Consider the following 20,877-nt stretch of genomic DNA (forward strand, 5'->3'; position numbering starts at 1 on the left):
TTTTCAGTTTTTAGAGGTCGACACCGTGGTCCAACGTATTCTTGAAGCCGGCGACATCGAAGCGCTCGATCACACCGCGATTCCGCGTATTCGTACGCCGGAACGGCTCGCGGTGTTTGCAACGCGCGCCGCGCGCCTGCGCCAACTGGCGGCGCGGAGCAATCCGATTGCCGGCTATTTGAGGCTGATGGCCGTGCTGGCCGACGCACAACAAGCCGTGATGACGGGCTTCAAGGCGCGGCCGCCGAGCCCCGCGTTGATCGCGAGTGCGCAGCAACATTCCATGCCACTGATTCCGGCCTTGTCCGGCATGCGCGATCCGGCGTGGCACGACGTGCTGCGCCAGCTGCTCGACAAGGTAGAAGGCGCGGGTCCGCCGACGCCGCCGCTCGCGGCGCTGATCGGCAAGCTGCGCACGCTCGAATCCGCCACGCTCGAAGCGCAGGCCGACGCGATCTTTGCGCAGCGCTTCGCCGAGGTCGATCCGGCGAGTGCGCCGTTCATCGTGGCTGCGCTGCAAGTGGTGTGGACCGATCTCGCCGCCGATATCGACAGGCGCGAGGTGCCGTACATCGAGATTTTGGGGCTCTGTCCTGTTTGCGGTTCGCATCCGGTGGCGAGTCTCGTGCGCGTGGGCGGCGCGTATGACAACTACCGCTACCTGCAATGCGGCCTGTGCGCGACCGAGTGGCACATGGTCCGTACGAAATGCTCGAATTGCGATTCGACCAAGGGTATTGCCTATCACGCGGTGGGTTCGCCCGACGCCGACGAAACCGAGCGCGAAGCCGCGACCCGAAATGCCGCCCTGAAGGCGGAATCCTGCGACGAATGCCATACTTACCGGAAGATCGGCATTCAGTCGAAAGACTACGATTTCGAACCGTTCGCGGACGATCTCGCCAGCCTCACGCTGGATCTGCTGATGGGAGCGGAGGGCTATCGGCGCGCGTCGCCGCATCCGTGGCTGTGGCCTGAACAGGCCGGCCACGCGGAGGAGTCTTCCAGCGAGCCGGATTAGAACGACCAGAAGGGGATTGCTTCGTGAGTGATGTCAGCGGCTCCGAATTGCGGGCGCTCATGGCGCGCGTGCCGTCGGTCGAGAAAGTCATGGCGTCGCCCGAGTTCGCGGCGCTGGTGGACGCGTATGGACGCAGCCAGGTGCTGGCGGTGTTGCGCGACGCGCTCGACCACTGGCGTGCGAGTGCGCAATCGGACGATGCGTCGGTGAGCGCGCTCGACGTCGCGTGTTTGCGGACCACGGTGGATACCTCGCTGCGCCGGCGCAACCGCTCACGGTTGCAGAGCGTGTTCAATCTGACCGGCACAGTACTGCATACGAATCTCGGCCGTGCCTTGCTGCCGGATGAGGCGGTTCAATCCGTCATGAAAGCGCTCACGCAGCCCGCTAACCTCGAATTCGATCTCGACTCGGGTAAACGTGGCGATCGCGACGATCTGGTCGATGAGCTCATCGGCGAATTGACCGGCGCCGAGGCGGCGACCGTGGTCAACAACAATGCCGCCGCGGTGTTGCTCACGCTTTCCGCGCTGGCGTCGAAGAAAGAAGTCATCGTGTCGCGCGGTGAGCTGGTCGAGATTGGCGGCGCGTTCCGGATTCCCGACATCATGAGTCGTGCAGGGACCCGGCTTCGCGAAGTCGGCACGACGAATCGCACGCATCTGAAAGATTACGAGGAAGCCATCGGCCCGCGCACCGCGCTGCTGATGAAAGTCCACGCAAGCAATTACGCGATCAGCGGATTCACGAAAGAAGTCGGCGTCGATGCGATCGCGTCGCTGGCGCATGCGCGCGGCTTGCCGGTTGCGGTGGATCTGGGCAGCGGCACGCTGGTCGATCTCGGGCAATGGGGCTTGCCGCGCGAGACGACTGTGCGCGAAACGGTCGAGGCGGGCGCCGATCTGGTCACGTTCAGCGGCGATAAATTGCTGGGTGGGCCGCAAGCGGGGTTGATCGTCGGCCGGCGCGACTTGATCGCGAAGATCAAGAAGCATCCGCTCAAGCGTGCGCTGCGTGTCGGCAAGCTGACGCTTGCGGCGTTGGAGCCGGTGTTGCAGCTTTATCGCGCGCCGGAGAAACTCGCCATGCGGTTGACGACGCTGCGCTTGCTCACGCGCGCCGCCGACGATATCCGGCTCGCCGTGGAACGTGTGCAACCCGTCTTGCAACACGCGATCGGCGAGCGCTATGCCGTGGTGGCCGAGCCGATGTTCAGCCAGATCGGCAGCGGAGCGTTACCGGTCGACCTGCTGCCGAGCTACGGCCTTGTCATCAGAACCGCCGACGGCAAGCGCGGCGGCCGTCAGTTGCTTGCATTGGAAAAACTGCTGCGCGAGATGGCACGGCCGGTGATTGGCCGTATCGCGGATGACGCATTGCGTCTCGACCTGCGCTGTCTCGAAGCCGCCGACGAACTGCAGTTAATCGAGCAACTGAAGAGCGCGCCCGCATGATCGTCGGTACGGCGGGACATATCGATCATGGCAAGACGAGTCTGGTGAAGGCGCTGTCGGGCGTGGATACCGATCGTCTGAAGGAAGAGAAAGCGCGCGGCATTTCGATAGAGTTGGGCTACGCGTACGTGCCGCTCGAGAACGGCGACGTACTCGGCCTGATCGACGTGCCGGGTCACGAGAAACTGGTGCATACCATGGCGGCCGGGGCGAGCGGGATCGACTTCGCGCTACTCGTGATCGCCGCCGACGACGGTGTCATGCCCCAAACGCGCGAGCATCTGGCGATTATCGAACTGCTCGGCATTCGGCGTGGCGCGGTTGCGTTGACCAAGATCGACCGTGTGGATGAGCAGCGTCTACGGGAAGTGCGCGACGAAGTGGCCGCGTTGCTGAGCGGCAGCGTACTGCGGGATACGCCTGTGTTCGAAACCTGCGCGACGCGCCCGGGCGATGCCGGCGTTGCCGCGTTGCAGGCGCATTTGCACGCAGCCGCCGCAGCGTGGCAGATGAAACACGACGACGGTCTGTTTCGTCTCGCGGTGGATCGCGTGTTCACGTTGGTCGGGCAAGGCACGATCGTGACGGGGACGGTGGTGTCGGGCGGCGTGAGTGTCGGCGATACGATGCTGCTGGCGCCGAAAAATCAGCCTGTGCGAGTGCGGAGTATTCACGCGCAGAATCGTCCGGCGCAACGCGGACGAGCAGGCGAACGCTGCGCGTTGAATCTCGCGGGTATCGAGAAGAGCGCGATAGATCGTGGTGACTGGATTGTCGATCCGCGCCTGTCGGCAGCGTCGGAACGTGTCGACGTCATGCTCACGCTGCTTGCCGATGCGTCGGTCAGTCTGGAACATTGGGCGCCGCTGCATGTTCATCTGGGTACGCAGCATCAGGTTGCGCATGTCGCGTTGCTCGATGGAGACACGCTCGTTGCCGGTCAGCAGGCGCGTGTGCAACTCGTGTTCGAGCGGCCGGTGTGTGCGCTGCCGGGCGATCGGTTTGTGGTGCGCAACGCGCACGCTAGTCGCACGGTGGGCGGTGGACAGGTGCTCGATCCGTTTGCGCCTTCGCGCAAGCGTCGCTCGGTCGAGCGGCTGGCGTGGCTCGATGCGATTCAAGCCATGTTGGATACCGGCGCGCTCGATGCGCTGTTTGCCCGTGCGCCGTATGGGTTGTCGCGCTCGTTGCTGGAGCGGTTGACGGGGCGGCCGGCGGCCGCGCTCGCGGCTGTGTTGCCGCACGATATGCGCGTGGTCGAGCTGCATGGCGACGATGCCTTGTTCGTTGCCGAGGCGTCGTGGCGGGCGCTGGCCGACCGGTTGACCACATCGCTCGCGCAGTACCACGAGCGCTCGCCGGATGAATTGGGCCCCGACGTTTCGCGCTTACGGCGTATCGCCGCGCCACTGGTTGACGACGCGCTGTGGCGAGCCTTGGTCGACGATGCGGCTGCGCGTGGCGACATCGTCAAACGCGGGCCGTGGTTGCATCTGCCGGGTCATGCGGTGACGCTCGACGACGCTGATCGCGCACTCGCCGCAGCGTTGCTGCCTGTAGTGAAAGCGGGGCGCTTCGATCCACCGTGGGTGCGCGATCTGGCCACCGCACAGGGAGTCTCTGAAGACCGCATGCGACTCTTGATGCGCAAACTCGCGCGCCAGGGCGAGCTGTTTCAGGTCGTGCGTGACCTCTTCTATCATCAGGATGCGATTCGCGAACTGGCGGAAATCGCGGCCGCCGAAGCGCGAAAAAATAGCGGGACGGTAGCCGCTGCGCCGTTTCGCGATGTCACCGGGCTGGGGCGAAAACGCGCGATCCAGCTTTTGGAATTCTTCGATCGGGTTGGCTATACTCGCTTCCACCGTGGCCTGCATCTGATGCGCGCGGAGAGTCGTTGGCTCGATTTGCTTTGACACTTAACGCGTGGTTCAGGCAGTTCGCGTAGTTCAATCACCGTAGGAAGGCATTCGCATCCGGTGGTGCGGCTGGGCTTCAAACCCAGTTGAGGGTGTCAGACACGCTCAGGTCGGTTCGACTCCGGCTGCCTTCCGCCCTGCAAGGCTTCCCGGGGGGCTTTGTCACGTTTGTGGAATTCATCAATTCATGTCGTAAACGACATGAATTGATTGTTATGAGCGTGACCTCTGTCTATCAGAAAGCATTTTCAATTGACTTCCCAATCTCAGTGATTGATTTCAAGCGACGCGTCGATTGAGTTGCCGAATTCTGAGAAAGAATTTATGGCTCTCTTTGTATCCTAGCTTAATCCCGGTTTTATCGTATACGAGCACCCGCAACTTGTACAAAGCGGGATACTCATTGCTTCACGTCAATTGCTGAAATGCTTTCTGGAAGTGTTCAAATCGTTGCTCGCTCTTACGAACACTTTTGGTATGTCTGGCCTCTCTTCCTTTGCGACGAGCAACTTCGTGACTTCCGATGCGATTCTGTGCAGGTATCGTTCGGATACGTCGAGTAATCGCGCTGCGGCGCGCAGCGTAATCTGCATGTTGGCGTCAACAAGCTTCTTGAGGTCCTCCTGTAGCTCGTCTGCCGGTCTCGCCGCACCGGCGCGTGTCTTCTTGGTTAGACGAGTCGTAGGTGAGGTTCTGTTGACTTTTCTGAGTCGAAGCTTATTGCCACGTAAAACGTCGGAGATGTCGCAGCCACGAAAAAATGCTATGAGCGCGAGTCTTGCAAGAGTAAGGCGGTTCTTGCTGTTCATCCAGTCAATTTAGAAGGCGGAATTTGGGCAACCAAAAGGAACGATTAGCTTGGTCGAGTTACCTCTTTCACCAAACGCCACTGACTGCAGGCTCCCAATAAATCCCGTGATGTGCGACTCAAGTCGCCTGTGCATCAGCGTACTCCCTGGCTGCCCGCTGCGCGGTTCCAAGCTAATCGCTGTAGGAATGCCGCTTCGCCACGTTTAGCACTTCTCTTTCCGAAGTCGCGTTCGTGCATCATCTGCTAAATCTGTGCAAGGCTGATGCAGCAAATCTGGAAATGACAGCACGAGGTGTCGCATGCCTTCGCGGCCTGCGCGGCTAGTGGACCGCAGACTTAATCCAGTCTGCCCTGTTGGGCCAGCTCCAATAGAGTGTCGACGACGTGCCGCACCTTCGGTCGGAGATGCGCTACCTTTGGCCAAACCGCATGCACGTCAATGAAGTCAGTCGAAATATCGTCAAGGAGTGAAACTAGCGCACCTGACTCCAGGTGAGGGCGGAGGAGCGACATCGGCATTTGGCACAGTCCCAGGCCTGCGACTGCAGCCTCAACAATCGAGTCGCCGTCGCTGATTTGATGAGTCGCAGGCGGTGAAATACGAGTGGAAACGCCGTCAACCGTGACTCGCCACGAAAGCGGCTGGCCACGGCGATAACCCAGAATGCAAGAGTGCTTCTTCAAGTCTTCAAGGGTGCCTGGAGTGCCGCGCTGCGCTAGATAGGCGGGCGATGCCCCAATCACCATCCGCTGGCTAGTCAACCGACGAGCAACCAGACCACTTGAGCTCTCGAGCTCGCCGAAGCGAATAACCAGGTCAACGCCTTCCTCAACCGGGTCAATGAGGTAGTCTGAGAAAGTCATCGTGAACTGCAGGTCAGGATGCTTTCGAGCGATGTCTAGCAATATGGGAACAAGGATGCGACGTCCGAAGGCCGCAGGCATGTCAATCCGCAAACGACCGACAGGCCGCTGATTGCCTGGGCCGAGAGCGGTCTCCGCTGTGGAGATTTCGTCGAGCGCAGATGCGCACGCGGCGAGATACGCATCGCCATCGGCCGTGAGCGAGATGCTCCTCGTGGTGCGATGAAACAGCTGCGCGCCGAGACGTTCTTCGAGTTTCGCGATTGCCTTCCCAACGGCAGACTTGGTCAGTCCAAGTTCCTCGGCCGCGTCAGTGAAGCTGCGTGACTTCGCTGCAGTGACGAAAATCAAGATTCCACTGAATGTGTCGGCGTGCGCCATGCTTTGCCCCAATTGAAGAGTTCTGCTCTCCATTTAGGGCAGAAAGACTGCCACTGTCAACTCCCAGTTGGCTTGCTCGCGAAGCACGAGTGCAGCGCTAGATTCTGACCGTGCGACCTTTGTTCGCGGCTTCAATGGCACAGTTCGCTATGCGCAGTGCCCGAATCCCGTCCCGGGGAGTTGCAGGCATGGGAGTGTTCGAGTCAAGTGCCGTCAGGAAGCCGTCCAGCTCAACCTTGTACGAGTCCGCATGTCGCTCAAGGAAAAAATTGAGAAGTGGCTCGCGCGCCTCGGTCCTTTCGCTCGTCCAGCGACGGAGGCTGGAGGGTCGATGATTTTCGTTCAGCACCATTCCCTTAGAACCAAAGACTTCGACACGTTGGTCAAATCCATACACTGCGTGGCGAGAACCGTTGATATGACATTGTTTGCCGGATGCTGTACGCAGCAACACCATTACGCTGTCGTAGTCGGGGAGTTCTTCGAGACTGGGGTCAACCAGGCGGCTGCCCATCGCCATCACTTCTACAGGCTCTTCGCCGAGCAACCACCGCGCAGTATCGAAATCGTGGATGGTCATGTCGCGGAAGATACCGCCTGAGTTCCGAAGATACTCGCGAGGTGCGAGGCCCGGGTCCCGGCTAGTAATAACAACCTGGCGGACATCGCCGATTTCACCTTCTTCGATGGCCCGTTTGAGCCTCATCGCATCTGGGTCGAAACGTCGATTGAAGGCAAGCATCACGCGCCCGTTGAGACGCTCGATTTCCTCAACCGCGGCGAGCGCACGGTCAATGTCAAGGTCGATGGGTTTCTCGCAGAGTACCGGTTTGCCCAACCGGACAGCCTGTAGCGTAAGGTCGATATGTGTGTCCGTCGGTGTGCCTACGATGACGGCGTCAACATCTTCCCGGTCAACAACCGACTTGCAATCCACGGATGAGTCGCAACCCAGCTCTGCTGCGAGCGCGTCGACACCTTCCTTGTTGGGGTCAGCCACGGCGACGAGTTTCACTCGACGGTCAGCGGCAACGTTGGCCGCGTGAATTTTTCCGATGCGCCCGGCACCGAGAACAGCGATACGCAACATGTCAGTCTCCTATTTCTCGTCAGTGCGCCAATAGGCGAACCGACTATTCACTTTTGATTCGGTAAGCGTCGATACGGATGTCGTCAGCCAACATTGACTAATTGCGTTTCCGATTGGGCGACGGCCCATTGCTCTCACATGGTTCAGCAGAAGGGACTGCGGAAATCTGTCGGCTGAGCCGCAGGATGTCGTCCAAACCGAACTCCTGGACTTCCGGCACTCGGTCTCCGCGCGATTTCGCGACGTCCGTCGCGATGCGAAGCGCGTTTGAGCGCTCACGCATCAACAGTTCGAGCGCCTCGACTAGAAAAGCACGCTCTCTTTGCGATACCTTCGCTCCAATCAGCTGGTCGTAAGCAGACATGCGCTGGTCTCCAACACAATGCGACCGTCAAAAGATGCCCCTACGAGGTCTATCGGTCCGAGCTATCGTCCGTCTTGGAAACGAAAAGGCATCTCGGGCCGGTCGCCTTCAAATCAGGCCGCGGATACTGCCGCCGTCGACACCCCAGACGGAAGAGGTGACAAACGACGCAAGGTCGGAAGCCATGAAAACAATCACGTTTGCCACTTCGTCAGGCTGCCCCAGGCGCTTCAGGGGCAACTGGCGCAGCGACAGTTCGTGCTCGACCGCGTCCTTCGGCGCCATTCCGTGAAACTTTCCCATCGTGTCTGCAAAGCCACCTTCCTTCGTCCAGAAAGGGGTCCAGACGGGGCCAGGGGCGACGGCGTTCACGCGAATCTTTGGCGCCTCGGCGCGAGCAAGCCCTTTGGTCAGTGCGAGAACTGCCGCCTTCGAGGCCGAGTAGTCAATCGGCACCGGCTCCGGCTGCCGAGCCAGGTCAGACGCATTGTTGATGATGACGGCCTTCTCGCGGTTGCGCAGAACGGGCAGCAGGTAGCGGCAAGTCCGCACGTAACTCATGAAGTTGAGATTCATCGTGAAATCCCAATCCGCATCCGATAGTTCGTCGAACGTGCGGACCTTGCCGGCGCCCACGTTGTTCACGAGAACGTCGACCTGACCGTTGTGTGATTTCAAGGCTACGTCGACACCGCCTTTGACGCCTTCCGCAGTCGAGAGGTCGGCCTGCGCGATGGTTACGTTCGCGCCGAGCGACCGCAGTTCGGACTCGGCTTCATTCAGTGCGTTGCCGTCGATGTCAATGAGGCATAGCTTTGCCCCTTCGCGTGCAAAGGCCAGCGCTGTCGCCCGTCCGATTCCTTGCGCCGCGCCCGTGATGAGCACAATCTTTCCGTCGAGTCCTGTCTGCATGTTGTCTCCGTCCTGGTGTCTTGTATCGGTGCGAACACTCGGGAAATCGAAACGCTTCGCCATCCGTTTCGCGCCTCCGTGAAGACGCACGTTTCCCGCTCCTGACAAACAGCCAGGAGCACTGTGAACCGCGGTGATGCGATGGCCTTAGCGGTTGTCGACCCGCTTGATGAACGGCCTGATGTCGACCGTCGCCCAGATTCCGGCCTTGTTGAACGGGTCGGTGTTGACGAATTTCTGGATTTCCTCGATACCTTCGGCTTCGTAGAGGAAGAAGCTGCCAATCATGGTTTGGCCATCTGACATCGTCAGAGGACCAGAGATAAGCGCCTTCACGGGAGCCGTTTGCAAATACGACTTGTGAGCGTCATAGTTTTCAAGGCGGCGCTCGACCATGTTCGGGTGGTCCAGGCAATAGACGGTGAAATGCATGTTTGTCTCCTCGCTTCGGTTTTGGCGTCAGGCCGACGCCGTACGTGGTGCCGCGCCATCAAAGGCATTCTGCAAAAGCTCAAGAAGAGCATCGTGCTCAATCGGACGTGGGTTCCAATATGGATTCGCGCTAGCGATGTCGGCGGCCTTCGATACGTCCTCAGCCGCCATGCCGATGTCTTTGAGCGCCAGCGGAGCACCGCAGCGTTTTGCGAGCTCGTAGACCCCGGTGGCGGCGTCATCCGAGCCAAGCGCGCGGGCGATGCGTTTCATTGCCTCCGGCGCTGCCTGTCGGTTGTACGCGAGCGCATGCGCCAAAACGATAGTGTGCGTCTGCGCGTGCGGAAGATTGAAACTGCCGCCGAGCGTGTGGCACAACTTGTGATGAAGCGCCATGCCGACACTTCCCAACACCGTTCCGCAGAGCCACGCGCCGTACTGAGCATTAGCTCGAGCGTCGACGTCTTGAGAGTCGGCGACGATTGCTGGCAACGCGCGCGCAAGAGCTGCAATCCCTTCCTCTGCCATCAGACTGGTCACGGGATTGGCATCGCGCGAATACAGCGCTTCCGCTGCGTGCGCGATTGCGTTGATTCCGCTCGTGACCGACAATGCGACCGGAAGCGACATGGTCAAGTCCGCATCGTAAATCACTGTCTTAGGCAACACGCGCAGGTCAGTTCCTGTCTTCTTCAGGCCCGCATCGGTGATGCCATAGATGGGTGTCATTTCGCTGCCCGCATAAGTCGTCGGAACGGCGAGAATTGGCAGGTCTGATTCGAGCGCGATTGCCTTGCCCAAACCGATTGTCGAGCCACCGCCAACAGCAATGGCACAATCGGCCTTCAGTTCCTTCGCCAGTGCGCGAGCTTCTTTGGCCAACTCTAGTGGGACGTGCATAACCGCGCGGTCGAAGACAGCAGCGGCTCGCGACCCCAGGCGCGCAGCGACGGCTTCGCCTGTCTCATTCTGTTCTGGGCTGCACAGAATGAGTGCTCGTTCCGAATTCAATTGAAGCACTTCTCGCTCGAGGTGCTGCAAACTGCCCGGACCGAAAACTACGCGACCCGCATGCGCCTGATAAACAAACTCACGCTTTTGCATTAAGTAACTCCGCTGTACGCTCGAAACTCAACTCCGGTTCCAACTGATAGTCGACCTGGAACCTCGCGGTGCGAAGGTCGCCGAGCTCGTTGCGAACGCGCAGATGTTCGGGATGAGACGCATATGCTTCCAGCGCTTCCTGCGAGTCGAACTCGGTGATGAGAACGGCGTCGCACGCGTAATCGACCTGGCTGTGGTCAAGTCCTACCTCGAGATGCCGCATGCCGGGTATGCAGCCACGCAAGCCTTCGAAGCTGCTCTTAACAAGATTGGACGCGGCTAGCCGCTCCGCAGGCGAGTCACCTCTGACACGCCACATGACAATATGCCGAATCATGCGTGGGCCTCCGACGGGTTAAGCACGAAGTCGTATTCAAGCGAGTACCACGGAACCGTCAGTTCGCGGCCATCAGGCGCTACACCCGGCTCATGACGCTTCCACTCCGAAATCAGCGATGAGCGCACTCCGAACACGACGTCCGAGTCGAGATACTGGTCTCCATCACGAAACACATGCGTGATGAGCGTCTCGTAACCTGGCGCTTCAATCATGAAGTGCAGATGGGCGGGCCGCCACGGATGACGACCGACAGCAGCCAACATGCGACCGACGGGCCCGTCGTGCGGAATGGGATATGCCTCGGCAAGAATCGAGCGGAAGTTGAAAAACCCTTCCTCGTCCGCCTTGAGTCGGCCTCGACCGCGATGGATTGCGTTGCCAGCCTCGTCAAGATTCTGGACATCGTAGAACCCATCTTCATCCGATTGCCAAACGTCAATTTGCGCGTTTGCGATACTCTCGCCTCCGGCGCCACGAACCTGTCCATTTACATAGCAAGGCGCACCTTTCGCACCGTTCGAAATGTCGTCACCGTTGTTGTAGAGAGGCGCTCCCTCGACATAAAACGGGCCAAACACGGTCGCTTCCGTGCAATTTGACGGCTTCCGATTGTTCTGCGACATGACCAGCATCGAGAGACCAAGCGTGTCGGACAGCAGGATAAATTCCTGCCGTTTGTCATCGGTGATGTGTCCTACTTCCGTCAGAAACTTAATCGCTTTGAACCACTCGTCCTCGGTGAGGTGAACGTCGCGGGCAAAGGCGTGGAGATGCTGAACCAGGCTCGTCATGACTGTCCTCAGTCTCGCGTTACTGCAGTCTGCGAGTGAGGCGATTACGGCCTGAGTAATGGTGTCTTCGTTGATGTTGCGCATCGTGCGTGTCTCCGGTGTGCGCTCATGGCGTCTGATAACGAAAGGTAATGGGTACGCGGAGGAAATAAAATGCCTTGAAGTGAAATGACATTTCCTCTCTTCGGAAGAATCGGTCTGCGAGAGCGCGTCTTCATCGTCGGCTCACAGGTCGGTCCTTGGCGCCATTTGATTGTAGAAATTTTTTCTACGAATTAGCCACTTCAGGTCGGTTTATTGAACGTTTCTCCTACGGCATATTCAGGCCTGAAGGGGTGGAAGAATCCCTTTCGATTTTTCCACCTGAATGCGAAGGGGTAAAAGATGGACCGCTGGACGCAAATGCAGTTGTTTGTGCTCACTGCCGATTTGGGCAGTCTGTCGAAGGCAGCCGACCAACTCGACATGTCCAACGCTGCGGCTAGTCGAACGCTAAGCTCGTTGGAGGAGCGCCTCGGCGCACGGTTGATAGAGCGGACGACCCGCCGCATGTGGCTCACGGACGCCGGTCGTGAATATCATCGTCGCTGCACCGCGGTAATTTCTGAACTGTCCGAGGCCGACTCGATTGCGTCTGAAGAGGCGGTCAGTCCACGTGGCGTACTTCGCGTGACCAGCTCGGTGTCTTTCGCGATGATGCACATCGCTCCGGCGCTCTCCGAGTTCCTCAAGCGCTATCCCAACCTCTCCGTTCAAATCGTCGCGACAAATCAGTATCAGAATTTCATCGAAGCCGGGATAGACATCGCTATTCGCACCAAGGAGCACGAGGGAGACTCGGGCATCACCGTTCGGCGTCTCGCTGAGACACGGCGGGTGCTGGCGGCGTCACCAGCTTACCTTGCGGCTCACGGTCGTCCTCATACCCCGGAAGACTTGGAGCAGCACAAAATGCTTGTCTACAACCTCGCCGTCGACCCGTACCTGCTTCATTTACGTCGAGGAAAGGAAGAACGCAACGTCGCAATCACCAGTGCCCTGGACTCGAACGAAGGCCAGGTGATTGTGGCTGCAGGACGGGCAGGGCTCGGGATTGTTGTCCAACCGCTCTACATCATCCATGAGGACATAGTGTCGGGGCGGCTCGTCCCGGTGCTGGATGACTGGCAACTGCCGCGTCTGACCATCAACCTGGCTTACCAAAGCCGGCGTTACCAGCCAGCGAAGATTCGAGTCTTCACCGAGTTTCTCATCGAGCGTGTGAAAAGCCTCAATCTCGAAGAACGCTGGATGACCTTCGCCACGTGAAAAGTCAAGCGCTGGTTGAGGCGGCCATCATTGAAGATTGACTCCCGCCCGGACGACCTTAGCGACAAGATTGACATGCTGAAGGCACGGCGACATTCGTTCTGGAATGACGTAATCGCTGCGCGCAACGAAGTCCCGACACACGAGTTCAGCTGAAAACAATAGCGGCCGACGGGTCGTAAGCCCGTCGGCCGAATCAGAATTTTGGGACGTTCAAGCCGGAGTAGTTGCCTTTCTCCGGGCAAATCGTTCGAGCGGCGACGCGAGGACTGCACCCAGGCGCCCATCGAGGAGAACCACAATCAGAAGCAACAGGCCGTTTACGAGGAGAATCTGGGTCGACGTAGCACTCAACAGGCCGAGCCCATTGTTCAGCACCGTCAGAATTAGAACGCCCATCGCTACGCCGAGCGGCGAACCGATACCCCCACCCAACGCGACACCCCCAACAATCGCTGCCGAAGCCGCATGAAGCAAGATGTTGCTTCCCATCGTTGCGGACGCAGTCGCCAGGCTCAGCGAGAGCAGGCCCCCGCCAAGTGCCGACAGACCGCCGGAGATGACGAAGCCAACTGTCAGCGCCTTACCCACACGCGCGCCGCTTTGAATTGCCGCCTTCCGATGACCGCCCGATGCGTAGATGTCCCGCCCGAGAGTGGTGTAACGCAGAAAAAGCGACACGACTACGAAGCAGACGATTGTGATGAGGCTACGGGGCGAAAAGATGGCACCGACGTTCTGGTCAAGGAAGTCGCTGACATCGAGATTGGCGTAACTCAAGACGCGACCGCCTGCAATCCAGTAGCCGACGCCGGTGAGGAACATCATGGAGCCGACTGTCGTGACCAGCGAGGAGACGCCAAGCCACGGCAGCAGCGCCGCATTAGCGATGCCGACCACCACGCCAAAGATAGCTGCGTACAGAATGCCGAGCATCGCACTATCGCCACCGAATTTCACTGTGATAAGGCCGGCGACTGTCGAGATTGCAGCGACGCTCAGGTCGAACTCGCCCGCAATCATCGTGACGGAAAGACCGAGCGCGATGATGCCGAGAAACGCAAACGCCTGAAAAATTGCGTATAGGTTCGCCTGCGAGAAATAGTGGTCGACGCAAAGACCGAAGATGACAGGCATTCCCACGAGCAGTACGAGCCGGATTGCCAGATTGAGAAGTCGTTGAGACTGTTCCATTTTCAAAGCTCCTGTTATTTCCGTACCGGGCCGAGCCGGGCGAGCAACGCTCCGAACACGACGGCCGCGAGAACCACGATGCCCTTCGCTACCAACTGGTACTCGTAACTCACGCCGCTGACCAGAAGGATGTTGCTGATGACCGCCAGAAAGATGGCGCCCGTTACCGCGTCCGATATTTGTCCGCGTCCACCGCGAATCGAGATTCCACCGACGAGCACGGCAGCGATTGCGTTGAAGTCCAGGTCGATACCGTAGGTCAGGTTGCCTTGGGCGGAGGACGAAGCAATCAACGAACCGGCAAGCGCGGCTGCGGCGCCCGCAAATCCGTAGCAAACAAGCGTTGCCGCCATCAGGCGGAGTCCCGCGATGCGAGCCACTTCAGCTCGCATACCAATCAGTCGGATTTCCCGCCCGATACGAGACTTTTGCAGGATGAAGCTCGCGATGGCGGAAAAAATGGTTAGCACCAGGATTTGATTCGGTAGCCAGCCGAACAACCGCCCCTGACCGAGCCACGTTGCGTCCCCCTTGCCGATGACTGTCAGTCCTCCGGTATAGATGACGCCAGCACCAATAATGATTGACGATGTGGCAATCGTGGTGATGATTGGATTTGCCTTACCCAATGCGATGATTCCACCTTGGACAGCCCCCATCAGAAGACCGCTCAGCACGACCAGCAGCAGCGTTGCGCCGAGACCCAGATGAATGAGTGCGGCGAACATCACCGTGGAGACTGCCGCTGTCGCGCCCATCGACAGCATGAAGAGATTTCCGCTGAGGGTCACTAACGCCATCCCGATGGCGCCGATACCGACAGCGGCCACTGAATACATCAGGGACTGCACGTTTCCAAACTCGGTAAAGTGCGGAACGAAAACCGCCGCGACTACGATAAGAGCAAGGGTTGCGATGCGAATCGACGCAGCATGAATACTCGTCGTACCAAACAATGCTGCGACCCAACGTCGTAGCGCAGTCGTCGATACCTGCGCGGTAGGCTCAAGAGCTGTCTTATGCATTACCCACCTCCACAGGCTGGTTTCGGAAAGAGACATGGGCATGAGATGCATCGCTGTCGCCTGCCACGATGTCGTGCAAAAGCGTGTCGCCGTTTATCTCGAACCGCGGTTTGTGTCGGACCATCCGGCCTCTGAAAACCGTCAGAACCGTATCTGCGAGCTCTAGGATTTCTTCGAGGTCCGTCGAGTAGAAGACAATCGCCAATCCTTCATCGGCCATCTTGCGCAGCGTCGCGTAGATTTCGCTGCGGGCGCCAATGTCGACACCACGGGTGGGTTCGTTCAGGAGCAACAGACGAGGCGCCAGCGCGACTGCCTTCGCTAGGGACACCTTCTGCTGGTTGCCGCCGCTAAGTGTGGATACTTCGTGCGGAAGACGCTTCGGATCGATGGTGAACATGGAGGCTAGTCGTCGAGCTTCTTCCTGTTCCCCGGCTCGTCGCATGATTCCCGCCCGGGTGAACTTCGCCATGACGGACGCGGTGATGTTGATGGCAATCGGAGCATCCAGGAACACGCCTTTGTCAGCGCGGTCTTCCGCCACGTAAGCGATACCGGCTCGCAGCGAGTTCCGGATGCCGTCGAGCTTGACGGTTTGACCATCCACTTTCACCGCACTGGAAATATCACCGCGAAGGCCTGCAAGGGCTTCAACAACGACCTCGGCACCCGAACCTAGTTGGCCGACCACGGCGAGAATTTCCCCCGGCGCGACGTCGACTGATAGTTCCTTCACCTTATCCGCGACCGTCAGATTGGAAATCGAGAGACGCGGCGTCACGTTGGTGCGGCTTTCAGGCGCCACAACTTTGCTATGGACCAGTTCGCGACCAATCATTGCCTTGACCACGTCTGCGGTCGTCATGTCCGCAGTGCGCTGCGTGAGCACATGCTGTCCATTGCGGAACACCGTTACCCGGTCCGTAAGTGCAAACACTTCGTCGAGCCGATGGCTGACAAAAATCATCGCGGTCCCTTGGTCACGCAGCCGGCAGGCGACGTCGAAGACCCGGACAATCTCGGCATCCGACAAGGTCGCGGTAGGTTCGTCAAGAAGAAGAACCTTTGCTTGACGCGACATGCCTCGAGCGATTTCGACGAGCTGGCACTCAGCGAGGCTCAGTCGCGAGGCTGGCGCGTCGAGCTTGATATGTGACAGGCCGACGGAATCCAGATGTTCGCGAACGGAATTCCGGTATTGGCTACGACGGTAGATTTCGCCCTGGTCCGCTCCGCCGAGGAGAATGTTGTCGAGCACCGACAACGTCGGGACGATGGCAAGCTCCTGGTGAACGATGGAAATAAGTCTGGGGTCGGTCCGATGCCCCAGTTTTAGTTGATGTCCGTCAACGGTAATTTCACCGTCGTCCGGCTGCACGAGGCCACCGAGAATTTTGATAAACGTGCTTTTGCCCGCACCGTTCTCGCCACACAGGGCGTGAATCTCTCCGGGTGCCAGTTCGAGGCTGACACCGGTAAGCGCTTTCACGCCACCATAGTGTTTGGTTAGATTGCGAGCGCAGAGCAGACTCTGAGCAGCGAGTGTCTCGCCGACTGTTTTAGCGTCTTGCAACATTGTCTTCCTCCATACGCGGACACTCTTCGGTGGTCCGCTACCACGTGTTGATGCCCGTCACCGTCACCTGGCTCATCCGCGCGATTACTCACACTGGGTGACGCATACATTCTGATAACGAGACCTTGCAGCAAGGCTGGCGCGGTAACTTGGTCTACGAGGAGAGGAATTCGCAAAGAATCGCTGCGTGCGCAGGAATGCAGGTCGTCTCCAACGGAAACTCGCTTCAGCGGTTTCGTTATCGTTGAGACAAAGACTATTCGTTCGCCTGGAAAAGAAAAATGCGTGGCCGCGAAATGATATTTCCAGTCACCGGAAATATCTGCGTCCGGCTGAGGTCCTAAAAAAACGCGCGGGAGTCAGGACGTGATGCCTGCCAAACCGCGCGCCAACCGTGGAGCTCGTTAGTCTGTTACAAGGAGATTCGCTGTGCCTCGGCCGAAGACCGGATGGCGGCGTCGACAATCCGTTGAATTTCCCACGCTTCCCGGAAATCCGGGAAAGTAGGCGTCTCATGTTCGATTGCCGCGATGAACTCAGCCATCTCGATGGTTTTCAAATCGTTGAAACCCAGTTGATGCCCCCCCGCCACTGTGAAGTTTTCGTAGGGCGGATGAGCCGGTCCGGCTTCAATACGAGTGAATCCCGATGTCCGAGGGTCGCCGCCAGCCTTGAAAAATTGGAGTTCATTGAAGCGCTCCTGGGAAAAGCACAGCGCACCCTTGGTTCCGTAGACCTCGAACTCAAGCTGCATCTTGCGGCCGGTTGCGGTCCAGTTTGATTCGATTGAGCCTGAACACCCGCGCTCGAAGGTCACCATTAACCTTGCAATGTCATCGACCTTTACCTCCCGGCGCTCGGGAGAGCCGGCCGACACCGGGCGCGTCTTGTTGACGGTCTCGAGTTGCGCGTTAACATGAGTAACCGGACCAAGGAGGAATCGCGACATTCCGACGATGTGGTTGCCGATTTCAGCCAGCGCGCCAGCCCCGTTTTGAGGGTCGACGCGCCAGCTGTAGGGAATCTCTGGGTCGGCCATGTAGTCTTCCGCATGGATGCCGCGGAAGCTCGTGATTTCGCCCAGTTCGCCGGCGGCAATCATGTCTCGCGCCAGCTTGAGAACGGGGTTTTTGATGTAGTTGTAGCCAACCTGGGTGACGACCTTCGCGGCTTCGGCCGCTTTCAACATATCGAACGCGTCGGCTGCCGAGGGCGCAATCGGCTTTTCGCAGTGCACATGCTTCCCGGCCGCAATCGCAGCCAGGGCCATCTCCCGATGCAGACTACACGGGGTCGTGATTGAGATGACTTGAATGTCGGGGTCATCCAGCAACGTTCGCCAGTCGGTCGTCGCACGGTCGAAGCCGAAGTGCTCGGCGGCTTGATGAGCTCCTGCCTCGCTCACGTCGGCAACTGCGACCAGTTTCGGCCTTAGCGAATTCGGAAACGCATTTGGCACCGCGCGATACGCCAAGGCGTGCGCCTTTCCCATAAAGCCCGTTCCAATCACGGCAACGCCAATCTCTCGTCTCATTCGACGTCTCCTTTCGAAAAGCGAAAACGACCCCGAAGGGTCGCAAAAACGTTCCGTCGGCTGTACGGCGGCCGACCCTTCTGCGAGTTTCACTTCTTCTGGGAATAGCACACGTTGAGCGTGGCCTTGGTCGCGGCAGGATTCGGCAGATACTGGATTGCCTGCGGTGTTTTACCAGTTGCCAGGTCCTTCGCCGCGCGCGCGGCGTAGGCGCCGTCGTCAAACGGTGACTGCTCGACCGTGGCATATCCCTTTCCGGCGGAGATGGCTTCAACCGCACCGGAGTCGCAGCCATGGCCAATGATGACGAGCTTCGACGGGTCGAGTCCGAGGCGCTGTGCGGCAGTCACAACGCCGCGAAGTTGCGAGTCGTTCTCCGTGTAGACGCCTTTCACGTCCTTAAATTGGGTGAAGAGCGCCGATGCTGCAGCCTCTGCCTTCACAGCGTCCCAGTCGGCAGGTTGCGAACCGACAACTTCGATTCCAGGTGCGTTTTTCTTGAGGCCGTCCACGAAACCTTGATAGCGCTGAACTTGAGGCGGCGTACCCATCGGTCCGTTGATGACGATGACCTTGCCTTTATCGCCATACCCCTTTTCCTTAAAGCCCTGAATCATGGTTTTCGCGGCGACTTCGCCATTGCTGATGTCGTTCGGGCCGGTGAAGACTTTCCAGTACCTGGAATACTTCTGGTCGGGCATCGAGTTCGAGATGACCAGCGGAATCTTGGCCTGGTCAATCTTGCGAATCGACGGGACCATGGCGCTCGCGTCCACGGGGATAAGAACGATGACATCGGGCTTCTGGGCAAGCGTCTGGTCGACCACAGTGGCCTGTTCGTTTGCGTCGTAGTTGCTGACTTTCACGTCGAGCTTGAGGCCCTGAGCGGCTGCTTCCTTCTCGAAGCCCTTCGCATAAAGCGCCCAGTATTCGACGCTCTGGGTCGGCATCAGCAACGCGACGCGGGGCTGGCCTGCCGCGTGAGCGCTGGTACAAAGCACACTTGCGATGGCGGAAAGGGCGAAGCAGGAAGCGATAGATTTGCGGAAGTTCATGCTATGTCTCCATAAGGCCCGCGGTTCATGGGCCGGGTTTTGATGTTTTGGTGGAGGCACAGTAAGGCTTGGTATGTGAAAGAAAAATGCCCTCGAACGAAAAGTTATTTCCGCTCACAGGAAAAATGGAGATGGCCTGGAGGGGATTGCTTCGGGACGCTCGGACAACGTGGCGATGAGCCGACCGCAGCACGATTTGCATGCGCCTCAGCCGCGTGGGGACAGATTGTCTACTTTTATTCTACGGAAAGGCGATTCAGGGGCTGTTTATCCGCCGCGATTTCTACGTGATAGTGACGGCATCGCATCCGGACGACGGTCGGCGTGCCGTCGTGGTCACTTCAAGAGGTCTCTCAAATGTCCAAATCCAAAGTCGAACTCGTCGCCGCATACTTCACGCTCTCGGGCGACGTCTTCCCGTTCGGTCCTACCGAAATCAGTCCCTTCAGCTTTAAAGACCGCGTCGAAGCCGCAGCGAAAGCGGGCTGGGACGGTATCGGCCTGATTCATTCGGACATCTATGCTACTGCCGACAAGATTGGTTTCCCGGAGATGCGCCGTATTCTCGAAGCTAACGGTATGAAGCACGTTGAGTTCGAGTTCCTCGTGGACTGGTATCAAACGGGTGAGCGTCGCCGCACTTCCGATAGCCAGCGTTACTACTACCTGAAAGCCGCCGAGGAACTCCGTGCGCGTATCGTGAAGGTCGGCCCCGGCATTGGTGAAGACACCGCAAATGTCCCGCTCATGGTCGAGGAGTTCGGCAAGCTGGCAGAAGACGCCGAGAAGCGCGGTACGCAGGTCATGCTTGAAATCATGCCGTTCAGCAACGTGCGCACGATTGAAACCGGCAAGGCCATCGTCGAAGGCGCCAACAAGAAAAACGCGGGCCTGCTTCTCGACATCTGGCACCTGAGCCGCGGCAATGTGGACTTCAAGGAAATTGCCACGATTAAGCCGGAATTCATCAAGGGCATCGAGCTCGACGACGCGGACCGATACGCTATCGAGCCGCTGTGGATGGACACTTGCCATAAGCGCCGCCTGCCAGGCGAAGGCGTACTCGACCTGCAGGGCTTCATCAAGGCAGTCCGGGCGACGGGCTTTAACGGTCCGTGGGGTGTAGAAATCCTGTCTGAAGTCGAGCGAAAGCTTCCGCTCGAGGAGATGGCCACCCGCGCGTATGACGCAACAATTCGTCAATTCGAAAATTAAATGGAACGCTTGGGATAAGTCGCTGAACGGCTGCGGCTCGATGCTCGCGGCCGATTTCTTTTGAGACTTCGACGCGCCTGTCAATCGTGAGACGCTTCTAAGTGGAAATGCGCAATCATGTGACACGCTTCCGAAGTAGCAATATTAGGATGTCCAAGGGGCCCGTCGCGAGCCGGGCTCGACGCGGCGCCTCGACGAGATGTTCGTGACGCTGTGCGGCGAGCCCTGGCTGCCGTGGCGTGCCGTCGATGAACACGGCATTGAACTCGACATCCTGCTCCAGAAGCGCCGCGACAAGGCCGCGGCTTTCTGAAACACTGCGGCCCTTGCCACCGTCTCGTCATCGCATCAGCAACTTGACAGCGCCGTTCGGCTAGCTTCAGGCACGATGCGTCGGCAATTCAGTCGCTGTATCGGCAACTGATCGACGACGAAACATCAGCGTTGGAGAATTCCCGACGTCACGTTCACGCTGAGTCAACGGTAA

General features: G+C 58.8%; 18 protein-coding genes, 1 tRNA gene and 1 pseudogene. 7 read left to right on the plus strand and 13 right to left on the minus strand.

What is annotated here, in order from left to right:
• Positions 1–25 precede the first annotated feature (25 nt).
• The 4 genes from fdhE (at position 26) to B0G83_RS34725 (ending at position 4,529) form a co-directional block, all read left to right on the plus strand.
• The gene (gene fdhE, locus B0G83_RS34710) at positions 26–1,021 is read left to right on the plus strand and encodes a formate dehydrogenase accessory protein FdhE (protein ID WP_105511866.1); all 996 of its coding nucleotides are present in this window, start codon (positions 26–28) and stop codon (positions 1,019–1,021) included.
• A gap of 23 nt (positions 1,022–1,044) precedes the next feature.
• Positions 1,045–2,475 (plus strand): L-seryl-tRNA(Sec) selenium transferase, encoded by a 1,431-nt coding sequence (selA, locus tag B0G83_RS34715; RefSeq protein WP_105511824.1) that lies wholly within the window; start codon positions 1,045–1,047, stop codon positions 2,473–2,475.
• The gene (gene selB, locus B0G83_RS34720; protein ID WP_105511825.1) at positions 2,472–4,391 is read left to right on the plus strand and encodes a selenocysteine-specific translation elongation factor; all 1,920 of its coding nucleotides are present in this window, start codon (positions 2,472–2,474) and stop codon (positions 4,389–4,391) included. Before selA ends, selB begins: the two co-directional genes overlap by 4 nt.
• 45 nt (positions 4,392–4,436) lie before the next feature.
• A tRNA-Sec gene (locus tag B0G83_RS34725) sits at positions 4,437–4,529 on the plus strand.
• Positions 4,530–5,541: 1,012 nt separating this feature from the next.
• Here B0G83_RS34725 and B0G83_RS34735 read toward each other — a convergent pair.
• From B0G83_RS34735 to B0G83_RS34770, 8 genes are all read right to left on the minus strand, one after another.
• Positions 5,542–6,450, minus strand: coding sequence for a LysR family transcriptional regulator (locus B0G83_RS34735; RefSeq protein WP_105511867.1), 909 nt, complete (start codon positions 6,448–6,450; stop codon positions 5,542–5,544).
• Between the two features lie 97 nt (positions 6,451–6,547).
• A complete protein-coding gene (iolG, locus tag B0G83_RS34740) occupies positions 6,548–7,540 on the minus strand; it encodes an inositol 2-dehydrogenase (protein WP_105511827.1) in 993 nt (330 codons plus the stop codon).
• Positions 7,541–7,637: 97 nt separating this feature from the next.
• Positions 7,638–7,904: a hypothetical protein gene (locus tag B0G83_RS34745; protein ID WP_105511828.1), complete on the minus strand. Its 267-nt coding sequence runs from the start codon at positions 7,902–7,904 to the stop codon at positions 7,638–7,640.
• Positions 7,905–8,012: 108 nt separating this feature from the next.
• Positions 8,013–8,816: an SDR family NAD(P)-dependent oxidoreductase gene (locus tag B0G83_RS34750; protein ID WP_105511829.1), complete on the minus strand. Its 804-nt coding sequence runs from the start codon at positions 8,814–8,816 to the stop codon at positions 8,013–8,015.
• Positions 8,817–8,963: 147 nt separating this feature from the next.
• Positions 8,964–9,248 carry a YciI family protein gene (locus B0G83_RS34755; protein WP_105511830.1) on the minus strand — a complete coding sequence of 95 codons (285 nt, stop codon included), beginning with the start codon at positions 9,246–9,248 and terminating at the stop codon, positions 8,964–8,966.
• Between the two features lie 27 nt (positions 9,249–9,275).
• Entirely contained in the window at positions 9,276–10,352 is a 1,077-nt protein-coding gene (locus B0G83_RS34760; protein ID WP_105511831.1) for a maleylacetate reductase, read from the minus strand.
• Positions 10,339–10,689 carry a Dabb family protein gene (locus B0G83_RS34765; RefSeq protein ID WP_105511832.1) on the minus strand — a complete coding sequence of 117 codons (351 nt, stop codon included), beginning with the start codon at positions 10,687–10,689 and terminating at the stop codon, positions 10,339–10,341. The genes B0G83_RS34760 and B0G83_RS34765 overlap by 14 nt, the downstream gene beginning before the upstream one ends.
• Positions 10,686–11,567 carry an intradiol ring-cleavage dioxygenase gene (locus B0G83_RS34770; protein ID WP_105511833.1) on the minus strand — a complete coding sequence of 294 codons (882 nt, stop codon included), beginning with the start codon at positions 11,565–11,567 and terminating at the stop codon, positions 10,686–10,688. Before B0G83_RS34770 ends, B0G83_RS34765 begins: the two co-directional genes overlap by 4 nt.
• Before the next feature lie 300 nt (positions 11,568–11,867).
• On the opposite strand from B0G83_RS34770, the gene B0G83_RS34775 reads away from it, so the two are divergent.
• On the plus strand, positions 11,868–12,791 hold the full coding sequence (locus tag B0G83_RS34775; protein WP_105511834.1) for a LysR family transcriptional regulator: 924 nt from the start codon (positions 11,868–11,870) through the stop codon (positions 12,789–12,791).
• Positions 12,792–13,004: 213 nt separating this feature from the next.
• On the opposite strand, the gene B0G83_RS34780 is transcribed toward B0G83_RS34775, so the two are convergent.
• The 5 genes from B0G83_RS34780 to B0G83_RS34800 all read right to left on the minus strand — a co-directional run bounded on the left by B0G83_RS34780 (position 13,005) and on the right by B0G83_RS34800 (position 19,175).
• Entirely contained in the window at positions 13,005–13,985 is a 981-nt protein-coding gene (locus B0G83_RS34780; RefSeq protein WP_105511835.1) for an ABC transporter permease, read from the minus strand.
• 14 nt (positions 13,986–13,999) lie between these two features.
• Positions 14,000–15,010 carry an ABC transporter permease gene (locus B0G83_RS34785; RefSeq protein WP_105511836.1) on the minus strand — a complete coding sequence of 337 codons (1,011 nt, stop codon included), beginning with the start codon at positions 15,008–15,010 and terminating at the stop codon, positions 14,000–14,002.
• Positions 15,003–16,586 carry a sugar ABC transporter ATP-binding protein gene (locus B0G83_RS34790; RefSeq protein ID WP_105511837.1) on the minus strand — a complete coding sequence of 528 codons (1,584 nt, stop codon included), beginning with the start codon at positions 16,584–16,586 and terminating at the stop codon, positions 15,003–15,005. The genes B0G83_RS34785 and B0G83_RS34790 overlap by 8 nt, the downstream gene beginning before the upstream one ends.
• A 412-nt stretch (positions 16,587–16,998) precedes the next feature.
• The gene (locus B0G83_RS34795) at positions 16,999–18,120 is read right to left on the minus strand and encodes a Gfo/Idh/MocA family protein (RefSeq protein WP_105511838.1); all 1,122 of its coding nucleotides are present in this window, start codon (positions 18,118–18,120) and stop codon (positions 16,999–17,001) included.
• An 89-nt stretch (positions 18,121–18,209) separates the two neighbouring features.
• Positions 18,210–19,175 (minus strand): sugar ABC transporter substrate-binding protein, encoded by a 966-nt coding sequence (locus B0G83_RS34800; RefSeq protein ID WP_105511839.1) that lies wholly within the window; start codon positions 19,173–19,175, stop codon positions 18,210–18,212.
• Positions 19,176–19,532: 357 nt separating this feature from the next.
• Here B0G83_RS34800 and B0G83_RS34805 point away from each other — a divergent pair, with 357 nt between their 5' ends.
• Together B0G83_RS34805 and B0G83_RS34810 are read left to right on the plus strand one after the other, a co-directional pair.
• A complete protein-coding gene (locus tag B0G83_RS34805) occupies positions 19,533–20,390 on the plus strand; it encodes a sugar phosphate isomerase/epimerase (protein ID WP_105511840.1) in 858 nt (285 codons plus the stop codon).
• A 151-nt stretch (positions 20,391–20,541) separates the two neighbouring features.
• Positions 20,542–20,697, plus strand: a pseudogene (locus B0G83_RS34810) (DDE-type integrase/transposase/recombinase); the annotation flags it as partial.
• Positions 20,698–20,877: the final 180 nt, after the last annotated feature.

Source organism: Paraburkholderia sp. BL21I4N1 (assembly GCF_002973525.1).
Taxonomy (GTDB): domain Bacteria; phylum Pseudomonadota; class Gammaproteobacteria; order Burkholderiales; family Burkholderiaceae; genus Paraburkholderia.